Origin of the sequence: Vibrio sp. OY15 (genome assembly GCF_000742455.1) — a bacterium.
GTDB classification, from domain to species: Bacteria; Pseudomonadota; Gammaproteobacteria; order Enterobacterales; family Vibrionaceae; genus Vibrio; species Vibrio alginolyticus.
On record NZ_JPIL01000012.1, the window covers coordinates 344,041 to 369,700 of the forward strand.

22 protein-coding genes are annotated in these 25,660 nt (G+C 45.5%); 14 read left to right on the forward strand and 8 right to left on the reverse strand.

The window, feature by feature from the left end; translation table 11 throughout:
• The first annotated feature begins 225 nt into the window (after positions 1-225).
• From IJ23_RS15600 to IJ23_RS15620, 5 genes are all read left to right on the forward strand, one after another.
• Positions 226-1,260 (forward strand): sensor histidine kinase, encoded by a 1,035-nt coding sequence (locus IJ23_RS15600; RefSeq protein ID WP_033906863.1) that lies wholly within the window; start codon positions 226-228, stop codon positions 1,258-1,260.
• The gene (locus tag IJ23_RS15605) at positions 1,257-1,955 is read left to right on the forward strand and encodes a response regulator transcription factor (protein ID WP_033906745.1); all 699 of its coding nucleotides are present in this window, start codon (positions 1,257-1,259) and stop codon (positions 1,953-1,955) included. The genes IJ23_RS15600 and IJ23_RS15605 overlap by 4 nt, the downstream gene beginning before the upstream one ends.
• A 151-nt stretch (positions 1,956-2,106) precedes the next feature.
• Positions 2,107-2,760 (forward strand): potassium channel family protein, encoded by a 654-nt coding sequence (locus IJ23_RS15610; protein ID WP_005375180.1) that lies wholly within the window; start codon positions 2,107-2,109, stop codon positions 2,758-2,760.
• A gap of 1 nt (position 2,761) precedes the next feature.
• The gene (locus IJ23_RS15615; RefSeq protein ID WP_033906747.1) at positions 2,762-4,126 is read left to right on the forward strand and encodes a TrkH family potassium uptake protein; all 1,365 of its coding nucleotides are present in this window, start codon (positions 2,762-2,764) and stop codon (positions 4,124-4,126) included.
• Between the two features lie 247 nt (positions 4,127-4,373).
• The gene (locus IJ23_RS15620; RefSeq protein ID WP_005392445.1) at positions 4,374-5,300 is read left to right on the forward strand and encodes a LysR substrate-binding domain-containing protein; all 927 of its coding nucleotides are present in this window, start codon (positions 4,374-4,376) and stop codon (positions 5,298-5,300) included.
• A gap of 94 nt (positions 5,301-5,394) precedes the next feature.
• On the opposite strand, the gene IJ23_RS15625 is transcribed toward IJ23_RS15620, so the two are convergent.
• Positions 5,395-7,131, reverse strand: a complete 1,737-nt coding sequence (locus IJ23_RS15625; RefSeq protein ID WP_031781003.1) for a BCCT family transporter — start codon at positions 7,129-7,131, stop codon at positions 5,395-5,397.
• 318 nt (positions 7,132-7,449) lie between these two features.
• Here IJ23_RS15625 and IJ23_RS15630 point away from each other — a divergent pair, with 318 nt between their 5' ends.
• The 5 genes from IJ23_RS15630 (at position 7,450) to IJ23_RS15650 (ending at position 13,327) form a co-directional block, all read left to right on the forward strand.
• Positions 7,450-8,637 carry an aromatic ring-hydroxylating oxygenase subunit alpha gene (locus tag IJ23_RS15630; RefSeq protein ID WP_033906748.1) on the forward strand — a complete coding sequence of 396 codons (1,188 nt, stop codon included), beginning with the start codon at positions 7,450-7,452 and terminating at the stop codon, positions 8,635-8,637.
• A gap of 1 nt (position 8,638) precedes the next feature.
• Positions 8,639-10,075: an aldehyde dehydrogenase family protein gene (locus IJ23_RS15635; RefSeq protein ID WP_033906749.1), complete on the forward strand. Its 1,437-nt coding sequence runs from the start codon at positions 8,639-8,641 to the stop codon at positions 10,073-10,075.
• Between the two features lie 142 nt (positions 10,076-10,217).
• Entirely contained in the window at positions 10,218-11,651 is a 1,434-nt protein-coding gene (locus IJ23_RS15640) for an FAD-dependent oxidoreductase (protein WP_005385879.1), read from the forward strand.
• Between the two features lie 12 nt (positions 11,652-11,663).
• Positions 11,664-12,980, forward strand: a complete 1,317-nt coding sequence (locus IJ23_RS15645) for an NAD(P)/FAD-dependent oxidoreductase (protein WP_033906750.1) — start codon at positions 11,664-11,666, stop codon at positions 12,978-12,980.
• Positions 12,977-13,327: an ethanolamine utilization protein EutQ gene (locus tag IJ23_RS15650; RefSeq protein ID WP_033906751.1), complete on the forward strand. Its 351-nt coding sequence runs from the start codon at positions 12,977-12,979 to the stop codon at positions 13,325-13,327. The genes IJ23_RS15645 and IJ23_RS15650 overlap by 4 nt, the downstream gene beginning before the upstream one ends.
• 226 nt (positions 13,328-13,553) lie before the next feature.
• On the opposite strand, the gene azu is transcribed toward IJ23_RS15650, so the two are convergent.
• From azu to norR, 4 genes are all read right to left on the reverse strand, one after another.
• Positions 13,554-14,006, reverse strand: coding sequence for an azurin (gene azu / locus IJ23_RS15655; RefSeq protein ID WP_005375211.1), 453 nt, complete (start codon positions 14,004-14,006; stop codon positions 13,554-13,556).
• 335 nt (positions 14,007-14,341) lie between these two features.
• Complete coding sequence (locus IJ23_RS15660; RefSeq protein ID WP_005385872.1) at positions 14,342-14,992, reverse strand: HAD family hydrolase; 651 nt, start codon at positions 14,990-14,992, stop codon at positions 14,342-14,344.
• Positions 14,993-15,259: 267 nt separating this feature from the next.
• Positions 15,260-15,778 carry a DUF7691 family protein gene (locus IJ23_RS15665; RefSeq protein ID WP_005375218.1) on the reverse strand — a complete coding sequence of 173 codons (519 nt, stop codon included), beginning with the start codon at positions 15,776-15,778 and terminating at the stop codon, positions 15,260-15,262.
• A gap of 398 nt (positions 15,779-16,176) precedes the next feature.
• Positions 16,177-17,709 carry a nitric oxide reductase transcriptional regulator NorR gene (gene norR / locus IJ23_RS15670; RefSeq protein ID WP_033906752.1) on the reverse strand — a complete coding sequence of 511 codons (1,533 nt, stop codon included), beginning with the start codon at positions 17,707-17,709 and terminating at the stop codon, positions 16,177-16,179.
• A 190-nt stretch (positions 17,710-17,899) separates the two neighbouring features.
• Here norR and norV point away from each other — a divergent pair, with 190 nt between their 5' ends.
• The 4 genes from norV (at position 17,900) to IJ23_RS15690 (ending at position 22,002) form a co-directional block, all read left to right on the forward strand.
• Positions 17,900-19,402: an anaerobic nitric oxide reductase flavorubredoxin gene (gene norV, locus IJ23_RS15675; RefSeq protein WP_033906753.1), complete on the forward strand. Its 1,503-nt coding sequence runs from the start codon at positions 17,900-17,902 to the stop codon at positions 19,400-19,402.
• Positions 19,403-19,410: 8 nt separating this feature from the next.
• Entirely contained in the window at positions 19,411-20,559 is a 1,149-nt protein-coding gene (gene norW, locus IJ23_RS15680) for an NADH:flavorubredoxin reductase NorW (protein ID WP_033906754.1), read from the forward strand.
• 41 nt (positions 20,560-20,600) lie between these two features.
• Complete coding sequence (locus IJ23_RS15685) at positions 20,601-20,939, forward strand: DUF1971 domain-containing protein (protein WP_033906755.1); 339 nt, start codon at positions 20,601-20,603, stop codon at positions 20,937-20,939.
• 184 nt (positions 20,940-21,123) lie between these two features.
• Entirely contained in the window at positions 21,124-22,002 is an 879-nt protein-coding gene (locus IJ23_RS15690; protein ID WP_017821261.1) for an NAD(P)-dependent oxidoreductase, read from the forward strand.
• A gap of 195 nt (positions 22,003-22,197) precedes the next feature.
• Here IJ23_RS15690 and IJ23_RS15695 read toward each other — a convergent pair whose 3' ends face one another.
• From IJ23_RS15695 to IJ23_RS15705, 3 genes are all read right to left on the reverse strand, one after another.
• Entirely contained in the window at positions 22,198-23,637 is a 1,440-nt protein-coding gene (locus IJ23_RS15695) for a catalase (RefSeq protein ID WP_033906756.1), read from the reverse strand.
• Between the two features lie 290 nt (positions 23,638-23,927).
• Entirely contained in the window at positions 23,928-24,545 is a 618-nt protein-coding gene (locus IJ23_RS15700; RefSeq protein WP_005375238.1) for a glutathione S-transferase family protein, read from the reverse strand.
• 14 nt (positions 24,546-24,559) lie between these two features.
• Positions 24,560-25,594, reverse strand: a complete 1,035-nt coding sequence (locus IJ23_RS15705; RefSeq protein WP_033906757.1) for an NADP-dependent oxidoreductase — start codon at positions 25,592-25,594, stop codon at positions 24,560-24,562.
• Between the last annotated feature and the right edge of the window lie 66 nt (positions 25,595-25,660).

The following is a 25,660-nucleotide window of genomic DNA, read 5'->3' on the forward strand; positions in this document are numbered from 1 at the left end:
CGAAAGAGGAGCAAATGCTCCTCTTTTTTGTGTCTGTCGTTTATACCGAGTAAGTAGGCGTTAATGGGCAACGTTAACTTGTGATTATTCATTAAGTTAGGCTAACTTAATGATGATTATGTTTATAACTCACTGTCGTTATTGAATTTTTTACGCTTTTTTTACGCGAACTCCGAATGGGCTTTTGCTAAAGTTTTCTACATCGAATTTTGGTTGATGTATTTTATGTTTGTTCAATGGCGAGATAACACCTTTCTCTTTTCTACTACCGTGATTGTTGGCGCGGTTGTCGTCTCATGGTTGTTAGACCAACTGTTTGGCTCTACAGCCGCAGTCCTGCTGATTTTACAGTTAGCGGTCGTGGTAGTGGCGTTTCAATGCAACTCGCGATTCGCTTATGCGGCGGCGGTGATCGAAGCGTTGAGCTTCAACTTCTTTTTCACGACGCCTCGTTACTCTTTGCAGATGTTTCGTCCGGAAGACATTTTTAATTTAGTCGTGTTTATGGTGGTGGCATTTATCACCAGCACCTTTGCGGATCTTTATCGTCGCCAGCAGGGCGAGTTAAAACAAACCAAGCTGCAAAACAGCATCCTGCTATCGGTGTCCCATGACTTACGCACGCCGCTGGCAACCATTATTGGAACATTGACCACACTCAACGAGTACATGCCCAAGCTCAATGGCTTAGAGCGTAAAGAATTGCTCGACAGTGCGACTTCAGAAAGCCATCGCTTGCATCAATATATCGAGAACCTCTTACAGGCGACTAAGCTCCAGCACGGCACATTAAAAATTACCAAAAAAGATGAGTTGATTGCAGATATTGTTCGGGATGCGGTTTCTCGTTTGCCAAATTACACCGAGAAAGTGTCCATGAATATGGATGATTCCGTTGATTATTTGTCAGTAAGTCGTTCGCTCATCGAACAAGCGATTTTTAATGTGCTGGATAATGCCATGCGATTTTCACCAGAGAATGAATCTGTTGAGGTTTCTCTTTCTAAGCAGGGTTCGTCGTGCGTGATTGATGTTCGGGACATGGGGATTGGCATCAAAGCTGAAGATGCGGAAAAAATATTCAACCTTTTCTATTCCGGCGCGAACAACAAATCGGCCGATTCAGGCACCGGAATGGGACTCGCGGTTGCCAAAGGCATCATCATCGCACACCAAGGAGAGATTCAATCTATGCCAGTATCAGAAGGGACGCTGATCCGCATTCTACTTCCACTCAATCAAGGAGCAGAGCAGGCGTGAGTTACAAAGTTTTAGTCGTGGACGATGAGCCTCGCATTCATACCTTTATTCGAATTTCGCTGTCTGCTGAAGGGTTTGATTACATTGGCGCGAGTACCATTGCAGAAGCCAAAGCGTGTTTCGAAGCACATTCGCCACACGTCATTCTGCTAGATTTAGGCTTGCCCGACGGCGATGGGAAGGAGTTTCTCACTACGCTTCGTCAGACCTATAAAACGCCAGTGCTAGTGCTGACAGCTCGCGATCAAGAAGAGGAAAAAATCCGCCTTTTAGAAGCGGGCGCGAATGATTACTTGAGCAAGCCTTTTGGCGTAAAAGAGCTCATCGCGCGCATCAAAGTGCTGGTTCGAGATTTGGTGGATGAGCAAACCGTCGCTGATGAGCTGGTGGCTGGCCGAGTCAAAATCATCAAAAGTACTCACCAATTTTGGTTGGATCAGAGGGAAATTCCACTCACCAAGAAAGAGTTTTCTTTCATTGAACAGTTGATTCTCAAGCCGGGAAAACTCATTGAGCAAACTCATTTGCTAGCGGTGATTTGGGGAAAAAGTCATGTCGAAGACACTCACTACTTACGCGTGTTAGTGAGTCAACTACGCAAAAAACTGAACGATAGTGCTGACGAACAGCGGCTATTAAAAACTGAGCCGGGGCTGGGTTATCGTTTAGTGCTTGAGACGTCCAAGCACCACTAAATTCCAAATTTAATCAACGTTAATGCCAAGGTTTAGTGCTGGTTATCGGCACTCGAACAGGATTCGTGTTGCCTATTTTTCGTGACGGAAAATCAGCCTAGCCCTTAACGCATTAGCATTTTCTATACATAAAACACAGTTAGGGATTGATATGGCTCACTTTACAGTAATTGGTTTAGGGCGATTTGGCGTTGCCGCTAGCTTAGAACTTATTCATCTTGGACACACCGTAACGGGGGTGGATAGCGACCCGAAAATCGTCGAGAAATACGTCGAAGAGTTAACGCAAGCGGTCATATGTGACGCAACAGACGAAGGCGCACTCAGAGAGTTAGCGCTAGCGAACAGTGATGTGGTGTTGGTGGCGATTGGCGAAGACATGCAAGCCAGTTTGTTGTGTACGCTGGCGCTGAAAAATCTGGGTGTGAAATCCATTTGGGTCAAAGCGAGCACCAAAGCGCACCACACCATCGTGTCTAAGCTTGGTGTACAACGCATTATTCATCCGGAAGAGGAGATGGGCGTAAGAGTCGCGCAGGCACTCAACTATCCGATGGTGAACAACTATTTGGAAATGGGGCATGGTTTGTATGTGGTGGAAATCCACGTTAAATCCAATCTGCACGATACACCGCTTTCTAAGTTGATCAGCCGAGGCAGTTACAACATTCAGCCGATATTGGTGAAGCGCGAAGAAGCCGTCTACACCAATATCAATGATGAGTTTGTGCTTAATGAGTTCGACACGCTGTTGCTTTGCGGTAGTCGCGCTGAGCTGAAATACGTCGCTCCAAGGTTGGTGTAACATGGTTTTGTGGCATCCCTCTATTATCCCACTCGAGCGAAAACCCAAAGCGGGCAAAAAATTGTTGGGCGCACCGCCATTAATACTTAGCCTCAGCTTTGCGTGCTTGATCATGCTCGGCACGGTCTTACTCAAACTGCCGATTGCCACCACAGAGCCCATCACTTGGATTCAAAGCCTGTTTACAGCAACATCGGCCATTACGGTGACGGGATTAGTTGTGGTAGACACGGGCACGGCGTTTACGCCTTTTGGGCAAGTGGTTATTGCTTTTCTGATTCAATGTGGTGGCCTAGGTTTAATGACGTTTGCCATCGTGACCTTGCTGGCTCTGGGCGGAAAAATTGGCTTTTTGGAGCGAGCCGTCGCGAGAGAGGCGTTCAACCAAACTGATTCATCGACACTCATTGCCACCGCTAAATCTGTATTGATGTTCGCTCTGCTCGTTGAACTTATTGGTTTCACTATTTTGAGCGTTTATTGGAGTGAAGAGCTGGGCTGGAAAACCAGTTTGTTCCATGGTTTCTTCTACACCATCAGTGCGTTTAACAATGCAGGTTTTGCGTTGAGTGCCGATAGCTTAATGCCTTACGTGGACGACCCGATCGTTAACTTCACCATTACCAGTTTGTTCATTATTGGTGGTTTAGGCTTCTCGGTTTGGATTGACTTAAAACGCAATCGCCGTTGGCACCGACTCACCGTTTACAGTCGAATGATGATCTTAGGCACGGTGACCATTAACGTGGTGGCACTTATCGCGATTTACCTGATTGAATATGACAACCTCAACACGCTTGCCCCTTTGAGCGAAGCAGGGAAATGGTGGGCATCGTGGTTTCAAGCGGTGACGCCAAGAACGGCGGGGTTCAATACTTTAGCTATCGATCAGTTGGAAGATGCCACAACGGCGATCATTCTGGTGTTGATGTTTATCGGCGGTGGTTCATTGAGTACGGCAAGTGGCATTAAAGTTGTGACATTTATGGTATTGGTCTTGGCAACTTACAGCTATTTGCGTCGCGATGAAGCAACCTATGCCTTTCAACGCGAGATTCCCAAAGAGACCATCAGCAAGGCATTGGCGCTGACTCTGATCTCGGTGGGGGTGACTTGGTTTGCCATATTCACGCTGTTACTGACAGAGAAAGCGTCTATGTTAGATATTATGTTCGAAGCGGTCTCGGCACTGGGTACGGTTGGGTTATCGCGAGGCTTAACGGGCAGTTTGTCCGAACCAGGTGAGTTAGTGATCATCTTCATGATGTTTATGGGACGATTAGGGCCTCTTACATTAGCGTACTTCTTAGCCAGTCCAAGAAAGAAAAAAGCGCGTTACGCGAGTACTAAACTGGCAATAGGGTAAATGGGCTAACTCGTACAAAGTGAGCAAAAGGCTAGGCAAAAGAGGAGTAACTGCTCCTCTTTTTGCGCTCGTTGTAGCCACGAAACTGTATACGGCGGTCTCTCTCACAACAATTTATGATTCATATCTATTTTTTATCATTTATAAATTGTCGTTTTTGAGGTGTTGTCCAGAATGGCATTATCCACGTGCAACATAAGATTGCCGGGAATAAAAATAATTACAATACTGCCTTACTGGAAGATACATGAAAATTAAACCCCTCCCACCTTTAAATAGCCTCGTTGCGTTTGAAGCGTCGGCGCGGCACTTGAGTTTTACGTTAGCCGCTGACGAGCTAAACGTGACCCAAGGTGCTATCAGTCGCCAAATTAGACAATTAGAAGAATACTTAGGCAAGGCTATGTTCACGCGAGCCAATCGAAGCATTAATTTAACGCCTACAGGTCTTCAATATTATCAAGCTGTCAGCCAATCTTTGCTCGATATTGCTCAAATCACGGGTGAAGTGAAGAAGTGGCAGGGCGAACAAAAGATCACGGTTGCGACGACAAATGCAATGGCAGCCTTGTGGTTGTTGCCTAAGGTTGCCCAATTTCAAAATGAACATGATGACATCGATATAAGGATATTGGCCTCAGATAATGTGTTGGACTTACGCCGATTAGATTGCGATATTGCCTTGTTTTATTGTCGTACTCCACCTGCGGAAATGGACGTGACAACGCTATTCTCAGAAGAAGTATTCCCTGTGTGTAGCCCGCTTTATCTAGAGAAAATCGGCCAGCCTAGTGAGCCAGAAGAAATCTTCAATAAAACGTTACTCTATCTGGAAGAGTCTCAAAGAGATTGGGTGAATTGGGAGCAGTGGTTTGCGAGTGTAGGATTGCCAAATATTTCGCCTCGTAATCGCATGAACATCAATAACTATCCAATGCTGTTACAAGCGGCAATTAATGGTCAGGGCATCGCGTTAGCCTGGGGCTCATTAGTGGACGACTATTTACAAAGCGGCGCTTTGGTTAGGCCAGTCGAACACGTGCTTTCAACACCTTCCAATTTTTCTATGCTTGAACCTAAAAATAGAGGTTTAATCCCAGCCAGCGTCAAACGTTTTAGAGAATGGCTTTTGCATCAGTTGCCAGATGAGGTAGGTGATCGAGGCTTAGCTTAAATCAATAAGCAGAGAAAATAACAGAGTTTGGTAATGTTAAAAAAGCGGGAATATCAGTTCCCGCTTTGTTTTAATTGATTGATGAAACGACGCACTAACTTAGTACTGGTCCCTGATTGAGTGTGGAATCACTTTTTTGTGAGGATCTTGAAGCGATAGGCTCGGAAGCCACTGTTTTGCTTTCAACAAGCGGTTCAACAGGACCATCAAGTTTCTCTTGCTCTGGGTGAACATGCTCAGGCAGCATTGCCCATGGCTTAGGTTCGCGTCGAATACTATGAAACAGCGTTAAGCTCATCACCGCGATAAAAATGGCGATAGGGAAACCGGCAATAATGGAGGCCGTTTGCATTGCTTTTAACCCTCCAGCGTATAGAAGTACTCCCGCAATGGCTGCGATCATGATCCCCCACAATACGCGTATAGAGGTAGGAGGCTCACTGTGCCCAGCGGCATCGAGGGTACATAGAACCAAGGTACCCGAGTCTGCGGAGGTAATGAAATAAGTACCGAGCAATAGACACGCAAGTACGCTAAGTAGTTTACCAAACATACCTGTATCTAGATTGTCGAATAGCGTAAACAAAGCGCGTGTCGTATCGGCTTTAGTCGCTTCAAGAATCGGGCCGCCAGAAAAATCCGCAAGTGGTGTTTGTTTGGCTTCTTGTGCCGCAGTGACTTGCTCTTGATGAGCAACACGAGCGTCTTGCTCTACCTTCAACGCTGCACCACCAAATACTGAAATCCATAAGAACGTGATCAGCGTGGGTACGATGAGAGCACCGCCGATAAGTTCACGTATTGTGCGTCCTTTAGAGATACGAGCCACAAACATGCCAACGAAAGGTGCCCAAGTCATCCACCAAGGCCAGTAATAAGCCGTCCACCAGTTTTGCCAGCCAGAGTCATTCTGTGCATCGCTCCATAAGCTCATACCGACAATGTTTTGTGCATAAAGCCCCGTACTTTCGAGTAGCGTATTTAAGATATAGCGAGTTGGACCAATGTAAAGTACGACTAGCACGAGTGCGAGTGAAAGCAGCATGTTCCATTCTGATAAACGGCGAATACCTTTTCCTACACCAGATAGCACCGACGCAACCGCACAAGTACAAAGGGAAACGATAATAAAGAGTTGAATCCCCAAACTAATGTCTAGACCAAAGGCTTGATTCAAACCAGAGTTTATTTGGATAACTCCCATCCCCAAGGTTTGAGAGATACCGAAAGCAGTCACCGCGACTGTTAGGATATCAACCGTGTGTCCGATAGGCCCATAAATACGATCACCAATCAAAGGGTACAAGATAGAGCGTAGGGTAAAAGGCAGATCTTTACGGTAGGAAAAGTAAGCTAATGCGAGTGCAACAATGATAAAGACAGACCAAGGATGTAGACCCCAGTGAAAGAATGTCAGTTTCATTGATGTTGTTGCGGCTTCATTGGTCAGGCCTTGAGTAAATGGGTTGTCAGCGTAATGCCACATCGGTTCGGCGACCGACCAGAAAATTAAGCCTATCCCCATGCCTCCGGAAAAAAGCATGGATACCCAAGACAAATAACTAAACTCTGGTTTTTCGTCATCTTTACTCAAACGAATATGCCCATATCGACTAACCATAAGGTAAAGAAGAAAACCGACAACGAGTGAAACAAGTCCGATGTAAAACCACTTCATATTCTGTAGCAAAATACCGGAAATCGTTTCGAAGTATTGGCCCGCTTGATTGGCGAGAATGGCGCAGAAAAGTACAAAACCGATAACGACGATCTTTGATGCGATTGTCACAGTCGGATTGAGTCCTTTCAATATCCCAGATGTTGCTCTCATAGGCATCCCTCACAGTGCGTTTGTTTTAGCGTTATTGTTTGTTGCGTTATTGTTAATTTTTGAAAGAGAGTAGAGAGAGGGCTTTTGTGTTTCAACTGATTAATACTCATCGGTTAATGAGTATTAATCATGATAAGAAGATTATTGTTAATTAAAAGGTTATTTTTTGCTCGAGATCAATGCATGAATGACAAAAACTCATCCAAGCCCGGCGAAAAAGTCGTTTGTTTGTTGCCGGGTTGTTAATCAAAATCATCTCCACTAACACAACACGATGTTGTACGCACTGGATGCAACTCGACTCTCGGAGATAAGAATATGAGCAATGTCAACCAAACCATTATTCCTGTTGAACTTGTTGATAATGTACTGAACCCAATCAGTGAAGCAACAGGAATGCCGAATCAGGCCTACACCAGCGAAGAGTATTTTACTTTTGAGCGTGATCAGGTGTTTGGTAACACTTGGGTATGCATTGGTTTTGCATCAGACCTGCTTAAAAATGGTTATGTAATGCCACTTGATTTCATGAATCTTCCACTACTCATGATGAGAAATCGTCAAGGTGAAGTCCAAGTCTTCCACAACGTGTGTAGCCACCGAGGTATGAAGCTGGTTCATGAGGCAGGCGAAGTTCAAGGCATGATTCGCTGTCCTTACCATTCATGGACGTACGATCTTGACGGCAATCTAAAAGGCACACCACACATCGGTGGTATCGCAAAACACAAAGATGACCGATTTAAGTGTGAAAAGCATGGCCTTAAGCCACTTCGTTCAGCTGTTTGGATGGACATGGTATTCGTCAACTTATCGGGCAAAGCAGAAAGCTTTGAAGAGCATATCGCGCCGCTAGAGCAACGTTGGCAGCAATTCTTAGGTGAAGAAGGATTAGGGCTTCTTCGCCGCGTGAACATGGGTGGCAACTTAGAGATAGAAGTGAAAAGTAACTGGAAGCTTGCCGTAGAAAACTACTGTGAAGCTTACCACTTACCTTGGGTGCATCCGAGTTTGAACAGTTATTCTCGCCTAGAGGATCACTACAACATCATGTTTGCAGAGCGTTTTGCTGGCCAAGGTAGTCTCGCATACAACCTCTCTGATACTGCAGGAACACACTTACCTAAATTTCCAAGCTGGCCAGAAGATAAACTGCGTCATGCAGAATATGTTGCACTCTTTCCAAACGTGTTGCTTGGTATTCAAGCCGATCATGCCTTTGCGATGATGATTGAACCAATCACTGCGAATAAGAGTGTTGAGCACCTACGTGTCTCCTATGTGGGTGATGAAGCAACGAAAGATGAGTTCGCTGCGTGCCGTACTGCTACCGTTGAGTCATGGCGAGTCGTATTCGGCGAAGATATTGGAGCGGTCGAGGGCATGCAGGAAGGTCGTTACTCACCTGGCTTTGGTGGTGGTGTGTTCTCACCAGAAATGGATGTTCCGACGCATTTCTTCCAAACCTGGTTGGCAAAGCAAGTGAAAGCGGCACTGGAGCAGTAATATGATGCATTACCTTAATTATATTGATGGTGAGTGGTGCGATTCAGAGCAAGCGCTGACCGTCATGAACCCTGGCACAGCCGAAGCGTATGCGACGATTGCAGAAGCCACTATCACCGATGCAGATCGCGCAATGGCAGCGGCACGCCGAGTGGTCAATCAAGGCCTTCTTTCGGACGTTCGTCCAGCCGTCAGAACCGAGTGGATGTTAAAAGCCGCCGCAGCTATTCGTGAAATGGTTGATGAAGGTGGGTTAGTTGCCTGTCGTGAAAATGGGAAATCTTTGCAAGATGCCAAAGATGAGTTTTTAGAGTCGGCACGTTACTTTGAATACTACGCAGGCATGGCCGACAAGCTGGAAGGCACGTCAATTCCGTTGGGTAAAGACTATGTCGACTTCACTCAATATGTGCCGTTTGGCGTGTCGGTGCAGATTGTGCCGTGGAATTTCCCTGTCTCTATTTGTGCACGCTCATTGGCACCTGCATTAGCCGCAGGTAACGCAGTGGTGATCAAATCGCCAGAGATTTCCCCACTCGCTATGACGTTGTTGATTAAAGCGATTGAAAAAGCGGGCTTCCCAAAAGGCGCGATTAACTTGCTATGTGGCAAAGGCTCCGTAGTTGGCAGCCACTTGGTGCAGCATCAAGACGTTGATCAAATTGTCTTTACAGGTTCTGTGCCGACCGGCCAACGCATACTGAAAGATTCAGCGCAACGCGCCACACCATCTGTGATGGAGCTGGGTGGTAAATCGGCCGCTATCGCACTGAAAGATGTGAGTCTCGAAACGCTTTTACAAAGCGTTCAAGTCGGTATTTTCTTTAACGCTGGTCAAGTTTGTTCGGCAATGTCTCGTTTGCTAATTCAAAAAGAGCGTTATGAAGAAGTAAAAGCGGCGGTAGTGAAAATGGCGCAAGACCTAACCATTGGTCAAGGTGAAAGCCAGCCGGATATAACACCGTTGGTATCGGCTGATCAACAAGCGCGCGTGCTTGAAATGATAGAACAAGCAAAAGCCGACGGCGCGAACATCCTAACGGGTGGCTACGCCCCTGATTTGTCGGGTTACTTTGTGGCACCGACGGTGATTGAAGCCTCACCAGATATGCGTATTGCTCAAGAAGAAGTGTTTGGTCCTGTACTGGTAATTACGCCGTTTGAAACCGAGCAAGAGGCCGTTGAAATCGCGAATGGCACCGATTTTGGCCTAGTCGCTGGTGTCTTTGGTGAAAGCCTAAACCAAACATTGCGTGTGGCACAGCAACTGCGTGGTGGACAAGTGTTCATCAATGAATGGTTTGCTGGTGGCATCGAAACACCATTTGGTGGCGTGGGCTTGTCCGGGTTTGGGCGAGAAAAAGGACAAGAAGCGATTTATAGCTACGTCCAGACACGCAATATTGCCATTCGTTTGCAGCAAGACAGCAACGTATAGCTACCGTGTAACTGTATTTTCATCACCTCGTACCGGCTTGGATTTCAGACCACAAGCTAGGGCGAGGTTGATGGAATCACAACAAATCTGACAGCGGTTTGTAAACACGGAAATTCTGAACAAGGTAGTTGGAGTATAAGTGATGAGAAAGTGGCTCTGTATTATTTGCGGCTTAATCTATGATGAAGCACAAGGTTGGCCATCCGATGGTATTGCACCAGGAACAGCATGGGAAGATGTACCGGATGACTGGTTATGTCCTGACTGTTTAGTGGGTAAGGCCGATTTTGAAATGATCGAAATCACCGACGATGCGCCACTAGAAGAGGTTGCAGCGGTGTCTTCGGCGTCGGTAGAAGCGTCTGTTCAGCCAAATACTGCTCAGCCTCTTCCATCTGAAGTTACTCAACCTGTATTCTCAAATGACCCTATCGTTATCATCGGTAGTGGCCACAGTGGTTACCAGTTGGCGGCGGCACTTAGAGCGCAATCTGAGACGGTTCCGATCACTGTCTTTACCGCTGATGATGGCGCTTTGTACAGCAAACCAGCATTGTCTAATGCACTGGTCATGAATAAAGACGGCGACGCGCTACAAAGTGAGAGCGCGTTGGAGTGGGAAAGCCGTCTCAATATCCGAGTTTACCCGCATACCCGTGTTGAACAGATCGATCGTGCCAATTCAACGTTACATACCTCCATCGGTAAATACGCCTACAGCCGCTTGGTACTGGCAACAGGTGCATCACCGATTGAAATCCCAATTGAGGGCGATCGCTCTTGGGTTATGAGTGTGAACGACTTAGTTGATTACCGCCGATTCAGAGCGGAGCTGCAAGACAAAAAGCGCATCGCGATCCTAGGTGATGGCTTAATTGGCTGTGAGTTCGCAAATGATCTGATCGAAAGCGGTTATGAAGTAACAGTTATCGGGTTGGGTCAATGGCCAATGGAGCGTTTGATCCCGCAACAGTTGGGTGAATCATTACAAAGCGCACTTGCCGATCGAGGCGTGCAATGGGCTCTACAAGACAGTATCGCCAGAATCGAGCCAAGGTCCGAATCAAGCGCGGTTTTGCATCTAAACAGTGGCAAGCAGATTGAAGCAGACCTAGTGCTAAGCGCGGTTGGACTCAAGCCAAATGTTTCTCTGGCTGAGCGCGCGGGGCTTGAAGTAGGCCGGGGCATTAAAGTGAATCAATTCGGCCAGACGAGTGATGAGAATATTTACTCGCTAGGTGATTGTGTTGAAACTGATCACGGGTGGCAGCCCTATATTGCGCCGATTAATCAAATGATCCCTTCTGTAGCGAAAAGCTTGCTAGGCGATGTCGCCCCTATCTCGTTAACACCAACTCCAGTGATTGTAAAAACGCCGATTCTTCCACTCACGATTTTCCCGGTAGCCGCTGAAGAACAGGGACAATGGTACATTGAGAACCAAGCAGATGAATTGACCGCTGCGTTTTATTCACCAGAAGGAGCAATGCTCGGTTTTGCGTTGCTAGGAAGAAAAGTACAGTCATTACGCGGCCCTTGGCTAGATCAATTGTCATTGAAACTGTCAGCAGCGTAGCGGAGAAAAAAGATGATTCATTTACCCAATGATGACGTGACGTGTGGTTGGTACCATGCGTTGCCAAGTATTCCAGAAAAATCGGCGTTAAAAGGTAAACAAAGTGCTGACTATGCCGTGTTAGGTGCCGGTTTCGCAGGCCTAGCTATGGCAAGACGTTTAGCTGAACTTATGCCTAATGCACGAATTATACTGATTGATGCGCAACGTATCGGCCAAGGGGCTTCAGGAAGAAATTCGGGCTTTGTTATCGATTTGCCTCATAAGTTTTCACTTGAGCATCCCGACCCTGAGCACAAACAAAAGTTATTGTCGCTCAACCGTTCTGCGATTGCTCAGCTAAACACTTTAGTGTCGAAGCACAGTATTTCTTGTCAGTGGTCAGCAAAGGGCAAATATCAAGGAGCCGTAGGGGCGCGCGGTGAAGCGTATCTCGATCACTTTGAGCACCTAATGAAAGACCTTGGCGAACCATACTTCCATGTTAATGGCAGTGAGCTGGCGAAAGTCTTGGGAACCAACTACTACAGCCGCGCAATTTACACGCCAGGTGGTTATTTAATGCAACCTGCTGCTTTGGTGCGTGGGCTAGGGGAAAGCCTTCCAGAGAACGTCGAGGTGTTAGAGAACTCGCCAATCCGCAAGCTCAGTAAAGAAAACGGTTGCTGGGTATTACATGGAGATAGTGGCTCTGTTGAAACCCCTGAACTGCTGCTTGGGACCAGCATTTTTACTCGGGAGTTTGGTTATCTTAAAAACAGACTACTTCCAGTGATGACGTTTGCAAGCTGGACGCGTCCATTAACCGACGCAGAAATGCAACGATACGGAGGTGAGCTGAATTGGGGGTTAACTCCAGCTGATCATGCGGGAACGACGTTACGTATGACCGCCGATCGACGTATTTTGATCCGCAATACTTACAAACACGTGCCGAAATATGGCTCAAGCATGAACGATAAAGTCAGAGAACAAATTCGCGACGATCATCGTCAGGTCTTTCTGGCGCGTTATCCCGAGCTGGCCGACGTACCATGTACTCACACATGGGGTGGGGTGTATGCAATCTCTCGTAACTTTACTAACTTTTTCGGTCAATTAGATGAAGGTGTTTATGCCAGCGCTTGTGACAATGGTGTTGGTGCTGCGTGGGGAACCATTTCTGGAACACTGTTAGCTGACTATGTCGTTGGTGCGACATCTAAATCATTGGATGACATACAGCAAGTGACAGGAATGCCTTGTTTGAATCCGCCAGAGCCTTTTTTAGGTTTGGGAGTAAAAACGCGTATCCAATTAGCAAAATGGCAAAGCCGGAGTGAATTATGAAGCCAGTCAAACTTGTTGATAGTAAAAGTCTAGATTTCAATGTTCGTGGTGATACGCCAGGAATGGCGTATGTTGCCAGGGCGTTAAGCCCAGAAATTTCACCAAACATAGGCGTAGGCTTTGCTAAATGGGAAGGCGCTAAAGTGGCTTGGACAGTGCTTTATGATGAGGTTATTTTCGTGATTGAAGGCTGTTTCGAGCTGACCGCAAATGGTGAAACACATTTTGTGCACCCAGGTCAGATGCTGTGGATACCGGAAGGGACTGAATTGGTTTATGGTGGGCATGCTCTGTTCGGCTATGTGGTTCATCCAGGAAACTGGAAAGAGTTACATGGTATTAAATGACTTTTATCATTTAGTTGTTTTTCGGAAAGGCAAAATAAAAATCTGATTTTTAACCATAACTTTTCGCAAAAGAACTTAATCTCAATGGAGCAAGGGTTTCATACTTGCTATGTTTCTTGGTCACGTTTCCAGACGTGTTAGACCTTTCTCAATTGCTATTTTATCTATCAAAAAGGGAAGCCTTGGCTTCCCTATAATGAGTCTTCTTTTGGCTTGGCTAAATCTTTTATTTTAGCTCAAATTTACCCTGCATGATTGCCCAGTGACCCGGGAACGAACAGAAGAATGAATAGTCACCGCCGGCTTTCATTTTCTCAGTACTGAACGTAATGCTGGTGCTTTCACCGCCACCAATTACTTTTGTGTGAGCGTAGACGCGATCATCATTTGGTTTTACGTAGTTATTTTCTGCTCCAGCTGCCATGCCGTCAGTACCGACTGCTTGTAGGTTGGCAGTGTCAGATATGACCACGTTGTGACCCATCGATTGCGCTGGCATCTTACCTGTGTGGTTCAGCGTCAGTTTTACCTCTTTACAAGTGGCTGGTACGCTCAATGTTTTAGTAGAAAACTGCATCATATCGTTAGCATCTAATGACACTTCACACTCGGCACTGGCTTGGGCACCAAAGCTCATTCCTACTAATGCGAAGGTTGTTGCTAATAAACGTAAAGACATATAACACTCTCCATTTTGTATTTTAGGCTGACTTGGATTGATCTTATCCAATAGTTCTCATTATCAGCCAATTTTCACTCCAAAAACGTGCTTCAATCGGTATATTGACGTTTTGTTGCAAGCTTGTACTGGTCAGTTCCGCTATTTGATCACTCAAATGCCTTATTTCATGCGATTGCGTGAGTTAAATCAAAAGTCGTGATTAGCCAGAGTTAAGGTGAAAATAATCTCGCTAAACGGGTGGAAGAATTGTTTGGTTTTACGGTATTGGAGAGGTTTCGAGAAAGAAGCTCAGCTAAATTGCTGAGCTTCTAGAGAACAGACGACAAGTAAACCTAGCGAGTTTGTTTTAACGTGTGCAACACATCATGCAGTGAAGGTGCGACAGTATGGCCTAATTGCTTTATTTCGTCACAAGGCTCAACCAGATCAGGAATTTGATAAGTGATCATGTTCGCTGCTACCGCAGCACGTACGCCATTATTTGAATCTTCAAAGGCGAGACATTTGGTTGGATCTACGCTTAGACGACTTGCTGCAAGCAGGTAGATCTCTGGATCAGGTTTGCCGTGTGACACTTCACAGCCTGTCGTTAAGTTGTCGAAATACTTGCTTAGGCCCGCTAACTCCAACTTCTTCTGTGCCACTTCTTTTGCTGTAGAAGTGGCGACTGCAATTGGCAACCCTTGGCCTTTCAACCACTCAAGCAGCTCAATCACCCCTTCTTTTACCGGTATCGCTTGGTGCTTAACCACAGCGTCGTAACGGTCGCGCCACTCTTGGTGTAAGCGGTCAAGATCATCCCCATAAGCTTTACGAAAAATCACTTCAATGCCCGCTGCATTGCGACCAATGATTGAAAGGTAAACATCTTTATAGAAGGGTAGGTTCTGGGCTTCACATGCTTCTTGGAAAATATGCATACAGACGCGCTCAGTATCAAGGAGCAAACCATCCATATCAAAAATAGCAGCTTGGTAGTTCATTACATTAAGACTTTTTGGTTGGGATGGCGCATTTTGACACAAGCAGATCGGTTTTTCTTCTAAAAATTAGAACTTGATTTTGATCCTATGAGTTCACATTGCCTCTGAACACACTATACACAGAGTCTATAAATTAGGTGTGAAATATAATGTTTTTAAAATTATAAAATTCAGTTAAATAGATAAAACTCTATCTTAATATAAGCTAGAGTTTTATTAATATTCTATTGTTATTTTAACTATTGGATAATTTATTAATAGTTAAAATTAATAATAAAATAATACCAAATCACGATTGTTTACGACTGCATGAGTGTACCAGCTCTTGACTTCAGATATTTGTTGCTCTGATAAGCCTCCGAAGTCAACGTTATCTTGGTGAATATCTTGATTTTTTATCATAAAAACAACAGGGAAATCGTCAGGGAATGGGAATTTTATAGGATAATCGGTATTAGTGAATGGAATATCGCAGAAATCGTTTACATCGCAAGGATACCAAGAGTTATTGGATAAGTAATAACCAGTTATCTTACATATAGCTTCAAGCAAGTAAGCATAGGCGTAACCCAAGTGACTGTATTTTATCTCTTCAGACAACATTTGCATAAGAAGCTCTTCAGCTCGGATGCTTTCGCCACTACTTTCCAGCATTTCATTAATCACTTTAAAGGAGTCTTGACACCTTTCCATGATGGCTTTTTCTAGCTCTGGATTACGCTCATTCTTTAGTACGTTAAAAACCTTTTCAGTATCTAATGAATATACTGTCGCCCCATATCCCATATTTTTATTCTCCTCACTTTTATACAGTTAAATTCATTTAAGTGTTTTTATCGAAGGGATTATATTTTGATGTTTTTTGAAGGTAAAGTGTATACATAGAGGTTGTATTTATTATGATGAACTTTGAAAGTTTAGATTCTTAAAATAAATACTATATATTTAATTTTATTAGATCTGGCTCATAAAAATACCTTAACTATTATTGTGTTTATTGTTAAGGGTTATTAAATCTGTGAGGTGGTTCAAGACAATAAAATTTAGAAGAAAATACCGTCAAACTTAGGTGGCTATTCTATCTGAGCACTCAGCTCACTACTTATAGTGGGCTGAGTGAGCGGTTGGGCATCGGCTCTTTATTTGGCGATGAATATGCCATATTAGGTGATATTCGTTAGTGTCTATTTTATCCCCAGCCGTTTTGCTAATCGGTGCAAATTGCCGTTATCTAATTCAAGCTGACGTGCCGTTGCTGCCCAGTTGCCTTGGTTTTTTTCCAGAGCTCGAACAATCATCGCTTTTTGGAAGGCGTCTGTGGCAGGCTTTAATCCGCCTTCTGGTAGCTCAAGCCGAGATTTTTGTTCCGTTTTTTCAACGTTCTTGATGTTCTGATTCGGCGTTCGAATATCAAAATCTTGCTCAACTAACTCAATGTCCATGGCGTGAGTACGCGCCTTTGCCAAAACACCAGCACGTTTAATGACATGTTCAAGCTCTCGCACGTTGCCTGGCCATGAATAGTCTTTGAGTGCCTGCACCAAAGTGGGAGACAAACGAATGCTGTTCAATCCCAATTTGCTTCTTAAGCGTTCGGCGAAAAAGCCCGCTAACAACACCACATCGTCTTCACGTTCACGAAGAGGTGGAACATGAAGCGGGAAGACGCTTAGGCGGTGATATAAGTCGGCTCGGAAGCGACCAGCAGTCACTTCTTCATGCAATATACGATTGGTGGCGGCGACAATGCGTGTGTTGACTCGAATATGGCGGTCATCACCCACACGTTGGATGTCGCCGTATTGAAGGGCTCGAAGTAACTTGGCTTGCAGCTCTAACGACAGTTCCCCGACTTCATCCAAAAACAGTGTGCCGCCGTCGGCTTGTTCGAACTTACCCTTTCGATTACTGATTGCGCCTGTAAAAGCCCCTTTGATATGGCCGAACAACTCGCTTTCCGCGACTGATTCCGGCAGCGCCGCACAGTTGAGGTAAACCAAAGTATTGCTAGAGCGACTAGAGCGATGGTGAATAGCGCTCGCAACCAACTCTTTACCCACGCCCGTTTCTCCCATCACTAGCACAGACAATTCAGTATCGGCGACTGCATCAATCTGCTCTTGAAGATTTTTCATGCCCACAGAGTTACCAATGATTTCATTACTTAAGGTGCGTTTCTCGGCGTAAGAGTCGCGTGGCAGGCTCGCTTGTGTTTCTAATTGCTCTAACAGGAGTGCAGTGTGTAGGCCACCTGCTGCCAACGCGCTGACAAAACGTAACTCTTGGTTGCGTAGCCCATCAAATTGATTGGGGTCGAAGGCGTCAATCGTAATGGCACCAATCAGTTGATCGTCGATCAGCAGAGGTAAACCAATGCAGGAATGGACATGCAGTTTGTCATCGTGGTTTGGAATCAAGCCATCGTATGGATCAGGTAAGTCGCTGTCAGAGGGAAAGCGCACGATATCGCCTGCTCGGGCAATGGCTTCTAATCTTGGGTGCTGCTCAATGGAGAAACGGCGTCCAAGCACTTCTTTCGCCAATCCATTGATCGCTAAAGGTTTAAAGTGTTGGTCTTCATACAAAAGAAGGGCAGAAGAGTCACACTTCAATACCTCTCGAATCGTGGTTAACAACGTATCGAAGCGAGCCTGTTGAGTGAGGGCCGAGTTAAGGTCTTGCGTGATGTGTAGCCATTGCGCGATTAAAGAAGTCATAGCCAATACCGATTGTGTCAATATGACTATTGTAGTGTCTTAATGACAATTTTCAACTGTGTCTAAATGACAGTTGTTAAAGTTAATATTTAATTAAGTTGTTGAAATATAAGATAATTAAAAGTTGGCACGCCCAGTGCAATACAAGAAGAAATTATTTTTGTTTATCCCGTCATTCAAGGTAGTAATTATGACAATTCACGTAAAAAACAACATCCACTGGGTAGGTCAACGCGATTGGGAAGTCCAAGATTTCCACGGTACAGAATACAAAATGACAAAAGGTACCAGCTACAACAGTTATCTAATTCGTGAAGAGAAAACCGTATTGATTGATACGGTCGATCATCGATTCAGTCAACAATTCATCCAAAATTTAGAAATGGAAATCGATCTTAAGTCTATCGACTTTATCGTGGTAAACCATGCAGAGGAAGATCACTCAGGCGCATTGTCGGCATTAATGGAGAAGATTCCGAACACGCCAATTTACTGTACAGAAGCGGCGATTGATTCCATCGTTGGTCATCACCACCATCCTGAGTGGAACTTCAAAACCGTAAAAACAGGCGACAGCATTGATATTGGCAACGGTAAGCAATTGGTGTTCGTGGAAGCGCCGATGCTGCATTGGCCAGACAGCATGATGACTTACCTAACTGGCGATGCAGTATTATTCAGCAATGACGCATTTGGTCAGCACTACTGCGATGAACGCTTATTCAATGATGAAGTGGATCAAAATGAGTTGATGGAACAGTGTTTGCGTTACTACTCAAACATCCTAACGCCATTCAGCAGCTTGGTAACCGCAAAAATCAAAGAAGTGCTGAGTTTCAATTTGCCTGTCGACATGATCGCAACGTCACACGGTATTGTATGGCGCGATAATCCGGTTCAAATCATCGAGCAATACTTGGCGTGGGCAGACAATTATCAAGAAGATCGCATTACGATTTTCTACGATTCAATGTCAAACAACACTCGAATGATGGCCGATGCAATCGCGCAAGGCATTCACGATGTCGATCCTGGTGTGGCGGTCAAAGTCTTTAATGTCTCTAAGCATGATAAGAATGAAATTCTCGCCAACGTATTCCGCTCAAAAGGCATCTTGGTTGGTTCGTCTACCATGAACAACGTCATGATGCCGAAGATCGCAGGTATGCTAGAAGAAATTACCGGTCTGCGCTTTAAAGCGAAGAAAGCCGCTGCATTCGGTAGCTACGGGTGGAATGGTGGCGCGGTGGATCGTATCCATGCTCGATTGACTGACGCAGGCTTTGAAACCGCAGTGGGTTTGAAAACCAAATGGCGACCAGATGGTAATGCGATGCGTGAATGTCGCGAACATGGTCAGAACATCGCGAAGTTGTGGGCGAAGCATGACCTGACAAGTCCTGTTATTTCTCCGGCGATTGCTGCGTCTGCACCACAAGTTCAATCACAACCCGCAGCACAAATAGCAACACAAGCGGTAGTCGATGCTGCTCCTAGCAACCCTAGTGCCGAGGCGCATCCCGCAGATTGTCAATGCATGGTTTGTACGGTTTGTAATTGGGTATACGACCCAGCTAAAGGTGAGCCTAATCAAGGCGTTGAACCGGGTACGGCATGGTCTGAAGTGCCAGATTACTTCTTGTGCCCAGAATGTCACTTGGGTAAAGACGTTTTCGTTGAATACAACGGTTAGGAGGGAATATGCAAGCACCTATTGTGATTATTGGTAGCGGCTTTGCGGCTTACCAATTGGTGAAAACAGTGCGTCGAATGGACGCACATATTCCGCTGCAAGTGTTTACTGCTGATGATGGCGCGGAATACAACAAGCCTGATTTGAGTCATGTATTCAGCAACAAGCAAACCGCCCAAGACTTGGTAGTTAAAAGTGGTGAGGCGTTCGCACAGGAACACAACATCGAACTGTTCGCCCATACCATGATTGAGCATGTCGACGTGCAAGCTCAGCAAGTGGTCGCCAACGGCCAAACCTATCCTTACTCCAAACTGGTGCTTGCGACAGGCGCGAAAGCCTTTGTGCCACCAATATCTGGCGATGCAGCACCTGAGGTGATGACGCTAAACTCGCTACAAGAATATCAATTAGCGGAAGAGCAAATTAGCCGTGCGAAACGAATTCTAGTAATGGGTGGTGGTTTGATCGGCGTCGAGATCGCCATGGATCTCGCAACCAGTGGTAAAGCAGTTACGGTGGTTGAGCCAAATCCCCGTTTGCTCGCTAACTTGATTCCTGAATTCGTCGCATTGCCGCTTGAAAATCAACTTAAGCAGCAAGGTATTCAACTTGCTTTGGAGACTGGAGTTGTCGCGATCAATCACTCGGATGATTCGCTGGTGGCAAGCTTGAGCAAAGGTAAGGCAATCGAAGCTGATGTAGTGATTTCAGCGGCGGGTTTACGTGCTAACACTTGGTTAGCGAAGGCTTGTGGGTTGAGTATCAATAAAGGCATCGAGGTGGATGCTCGATTACAGACATCAGCAGCCAATGTATTTGCATTAGGCGATTGCGCTGAGATCCAAGGTCGAATGATGCCGTATCTCCAACCGATCGTGCTAAGTGCCAATGTTTTAGGGAAACAACTACTGGAGCAAGAAGCAGAGTTGAAACTACCGCCTATGATGGTAAAGGTGAAAACGCCGAGCTACCCAATTCAATTGGCAGGCGATTTTAGTTCGGTGACGAACTGGAGCGTGCAGATTTCTCAAACTGGCATTGCCGCGAAAGCAGAAGATGAAAATAGCCGACTCATGGGCTTCGTTGTGACGGGAGAACAAGTTACGCAAGCATTTCCATTACTTCGAGAGTTGTCTCAAGCCGGTCAGGCTTAACCGATTTAAACGAAAAGAATTGTAATTAGAGAGGGTTCATTATGTCGCATCTACGAATTCCTAAAGACTGGACTGTTCAACGTTCAACACCTTTCTTCACTAAAGACAATGTGCCACCAGCGCTACTGACTCATCACAATACCGCTGAGGGAGTGTTTGGACAACTGTGCGTCATGGAAGGGCAAGTGACTTACTACGGCTTTGCTGATGAAAATGTCACAGAAGCAGAAGTAGTGGTGGTGATTAATGCAAGCCAGTTTGCTACAAGTCCACCGCAGTACTGGCACCGCATTGAGATGAGCGATGATGCTCAGTTCAACATCAATTTCTGGTCGAATAAGGACAAGAGTGGGCAAGCGATGTTCCATGCTAAGCAGTAGTAAACCTTTTTAAGTGCTTTGACTGTTATGCTAATCGTCAAGTAAAGGGGTGTAGAAGGCGCAATAAACGAACTGAAACACTGGATCATCGAGACCGTGGAAAGAGAAATCACGAGTAATGATTTCAATTCTTTAGTAGCATGTTACGAAACATTTCAGTCAGGTGAACTAAGGGAAGCGTGCAATGGAAAAACAACGAGTAGCATTTATTGGTCTGGGTGTGATGGGATACCCAATGGCTGGTTACCTAAGTAAAGCGGGCTTTGAAACCAAAGTATACAACCGCACAAAAGCGAAAGCCGACAAATGGGCTGAAGAATACCAAGGCGTAGCTTGTGAAACACCACGTGAAGCGGCGGAAGGCTGTGACATCGTTTTTACCTGTGTGGGTAATGATGATGACGTTCGTAGCGTTGTTTACGGTGAAGAGGGCATTCTGGTCGGCTTGAAAGCGGACGCAGTGCTAGTCGATCACACGACCACTTCTGCAGACCTAGCGGTTGAGCTGGCTGAAGCGTGTGTTAAGTACGGTAATCACTTTATTGATGCGCCAGTTTCTGGTGGTCAAGCGGGCGCAGAAAATGGTGTTCTAACCATCATGTGTGGTGGTGAACAAAGCATTTTTGACCGTGTGTCTCCGGCGATGGATGTGTACGCGAAGCAGATGACGCTACTGGGTGAAAACGGTCAGGGTCAACGCTGTAAGATGGTAAACCAAATCTGTATTGGAGGCGTTTTACAAGGTCTGAGTGAAGCTTTGTTGCTAGCACAAAAATCAGGCTTGGACATTGCTCAAGTTGTAGAAACACTTAAGCATGGCGCTGCAGGTTCTTGGCAGATGGAAAACCGCGCAAATACGATGGCTGAAGACAAGTTCGATTTTGGCTTCGCTATTGATTGGATGCGCAAAGACTTAGGTTTCTGTCTGCAAGAAGCTGAGCGAGTGGGTCTAGAACTTCCACTGACTAAGAAAGTGGATGAGCAATACGCAGACCTTCAACGTGATGGTTTAGGTCGCATGGATACATCAGTACTGATCAAAGCGGTAGCTAAAAATCAGTAGTTGATGAATCAGTAATAGATAAACAGTTCTTTGGTATCAAAGAGCTTAAAGAAATCTAAGTTAATCATAATGAACCTCCTTGAGCATGGTTTATGACTTTTGATTAAGGATTAGTGATTTGAAATCAGGAGGTGCTGTAGAGCACCTCCTTTTTTTCGTCTTTAAATCACACAGTGTAATGATTGCAGCGTTCGCTTACTTGTTTAAGCCTAGTGCAATTTCAAGACCTTTGCCGTACGCTTCGTCCGCTTGGTATGCGTGTTGAACGTGGCGCTGTTGGATGAACTCTGGTACACCGTCCATTGCGCGAGCTGTGTTATCGAGCAGAGTTTGACGTTGCTCTTCGCTCATCAGACGGAATAGGTCACCCGCTTGGCTGAAGTAGTCTTCGTCTACACGATGATCGTAGTGATCAGCGTTGCCATTGATGCGTAGAGGTGGCTCAGAGTAATCTGGTTGCTCTGCCCATTCTTGTTTGTAGTTTGGCTCGTAACCCAGTGTTGAACCAAAGTTGCCATCAACGCGCATTGCGCCATCGCGGTGGTAGCTGTGAACAGGGCAACGAGGTGCGTTCACTGGGATTTGATGGTGGTTCACACCTAGACGGTAACGCTGAGCATCGCCGTAAGCGAATAGACGACCTTGTAGCATTTTATCTGGAGAGAAGCCGATACCAGGTACGACCGCTGCTGGGTTGAACGCTGATTGCTCAACTTCTGCGTAGAAGTTTTCTGGGTTACGGTTCAGTTCGAACTCACCAACTGGGATCAGTGGGTAGTCTTTTTGAGACCATACACGTGTTAGGTCGAATGGGTTGAAGTTGACTTCATCCGCTTCTAGCTCAGGCATGATCTGTACGTACATCTTCCATTTAGGGAAGTCTTGACGCTCAATCGCTTCGTAAAGGTCACGGTGATGACTTTCGCGGTCTTTACCTACGATCGCTTCTGCTTCTTGGTCAGTTAGGTTTTTGATGCCTTGCTGAGTTTTGAAGTGGAATTTCACCCAGTAACGCTCGTTTTCTGCGTTGATGAAGCTGAATGTGTGGCTACCAAAACCATGCATATGACGGTAAGAAGCGGGGATACCACGGTCACTCATTACGATAGTCACTTGGTGGAATGCTTCTGGTAGTGATGTCCAGAAATCCCAGTTGTTGGTAGAGCTACGCATGTTAGTGCGAGGGTCGCGTTTTACTGCGTGGTTTAGGTCTGGGAATTTTAATGGGTCACGTAGGAAGAATACTGGTGTGTTGTTACCAACCAAGTCCCAGTTACCTTCTTCAGTGTAGAATTTTAGTGCGAAACCACGGATGTCGCGTTCTGCGTCTGCTGCACCGCGCTCACCAGCTACAGTAGTGAAGCGAGCGAATAGTTCTGTTTTTTTGCCGATGTCAGAGAAGATCTTAGCGCGAGTGTATTTTGTGATGTCGTGCGTTACTGTGAACGTACCGTAAGCACCAGAACCTTTTGCGTGCATACGACGCTCTGGGATCACTTCGCGGTCAAAGTGTGCCAATTTTTCAAGGAACCAAACGTCTTGTAATAGTTGAGGGCCACGAGGACCTGCAGTCATAACGTTTTGGTTATGTGCGACAGGGCAACCTGCTGCTGTAGTCAATTTCTTGTTTGTCATTTTTTTACCCCTCCAGGGCTCAATACCTTAGAAACTGTAGAGGAGGTTATTACGGAAAAGCTGGGGGAGAAAACTGATATTGCTTATCAATTCAATAGATGGTGACTATGGTCGAAACTATATTAGAATCAGAAATTTACTACATTAGCTTGATTGACATAACAATCGGCGTTCTCGAAAGCGATTGACTGGGGGGGAGCGCTATCCAGTTAGCGTGTCTGCGATGCTAGTAATATCGCCCCTTAAATGAAGTTTTACGTGTCATCAAAGGGGCGAAAGGGGGGAAGTAATTAAGAGTACTTCACTTCAAGTTGTTCAGCTTTTGCAAATGCTGGGTGTGTCGCGAGCTGTTTCCCATAACGTTCAATATTAGGGAAGTGATTAACTAAACCAAACTTTTGAACCAATTCGACAATGAAAGACATCATGATGTCTGCGCCAGTCAGACGCTCTTCTACTAGGTAAGTTTTGCCTTCTAAGGATTGCTCGAAGTAGCCTAGTACATTCATTGCTTCCTTGTCGGCATAGCCTGATAAAAACTGAGTTTCATTTGGCTCTTTGCTTACGAAGATTTTTAGCAACATAGGTAAAATTGCAGAGCTTTCTGCAAAGTGCATCCATTGCAAATATTCTGTGTGTGCTTTTGTACCGCGCTCAGGAGCAAAGGCTCCGTCACTGTATTTCTCAATCAAATATTCGGTCATTGCACCTGACTCAATGATAATCTCGCCGTTATCTTCAAGAACAGGTGACTTTCCTAATGGGTGAACACTTTTTAGTTCTGGCGGTGCCATGAAGGTCACGGAATCACGGACATAGGGTACGATCTCGTAATTTACATCTAGCTCTTCAAGTAACCAAATGATGCGCTTTGAACGAGACTGATTGAGGTGGTGAAGTTTAATCATTTACATATCCCTTTTTATAATGGGTCGTTAATCTGTACTACAAGTTTGCCGAAATTCTTACCTTCCAACAGACCGATGAATGCTTCTGGCGCATTATCCAGTCCTTGTACTAGATGTTCGCGGTATTGGATCTTTCCTTCTGCCAACCATTGATTAATATCTTGCGCAAATTCACCGTAACGATGTCCGTAATCATCAAAAATGATGAAGCCTTGCACCTTGATTCGTTTGGTCAGGAGCTTACCCATTAGTAATGGAAGATGGTCGGTACCTTCAGGCAGCTCTGTCGAGTTGTACTGAGAAATCAAACCACAAAGTGGGATACGCGCATTTGTATTCAGAAGTGGCATTACAGCCTCGAATACTTTGCCACCTACGTTTTCGAAGTAAACATCAATACCTTTGTCACAGGCATTTTTCAGTTGTTCTGCAAAGTCTTCAGCTTTGTGATCAATACACTCATCGAAACCAAGCACCTCTTTAGCGTAACGGCATTTTTCTTCTCCGCCTGCTATACCAACAACTCGGCAACCTTTGATTTTACCAATTTGACCAACTGTTGCGCCTACAGGCCCCGTAGCAGCTGCTACCACGATGGTTTCCCCTGGTTTTGGCTGACCAATGTCGAGTAAACCCATGTACGCGGTAAATCCTGGCATACCTGCAACGCCTAACGCGTAAGAAGGGTTTTGCGGTTCTTTACCAAGTTTAATGACCATCTCACCAGTTGAGATAGCGTAGTCTTGCCAGCCAACAGTGTAGGCAAGAACCCATTCACCCGCTTCGTAATCTGGGTGGTTTGATGTTTCTACCTGACAAACTGTACCACCGACCATTACGTCATCAATTGCAACAGGGTCAGCGTATGATTCGGCATCACTCATGCGACCACGCATGTATGGATCTAGAGATAAATAAACCGTTCTCAATAGCATTTCACCCTCTTTCGGAGTCGGTTTCGTTACCTCTTCTAAACGAAAGTTTTCTTGTGTCGGTGCACCATGGGGACGTGACGCGAGTACGATTCTGCGATTTGTTGCGTTAGTCATATCTATCTCACTTGTTGATTAGACCGGTCGTCTAGTATTTGTTTCAAAATATCCCGCTTATTTAAA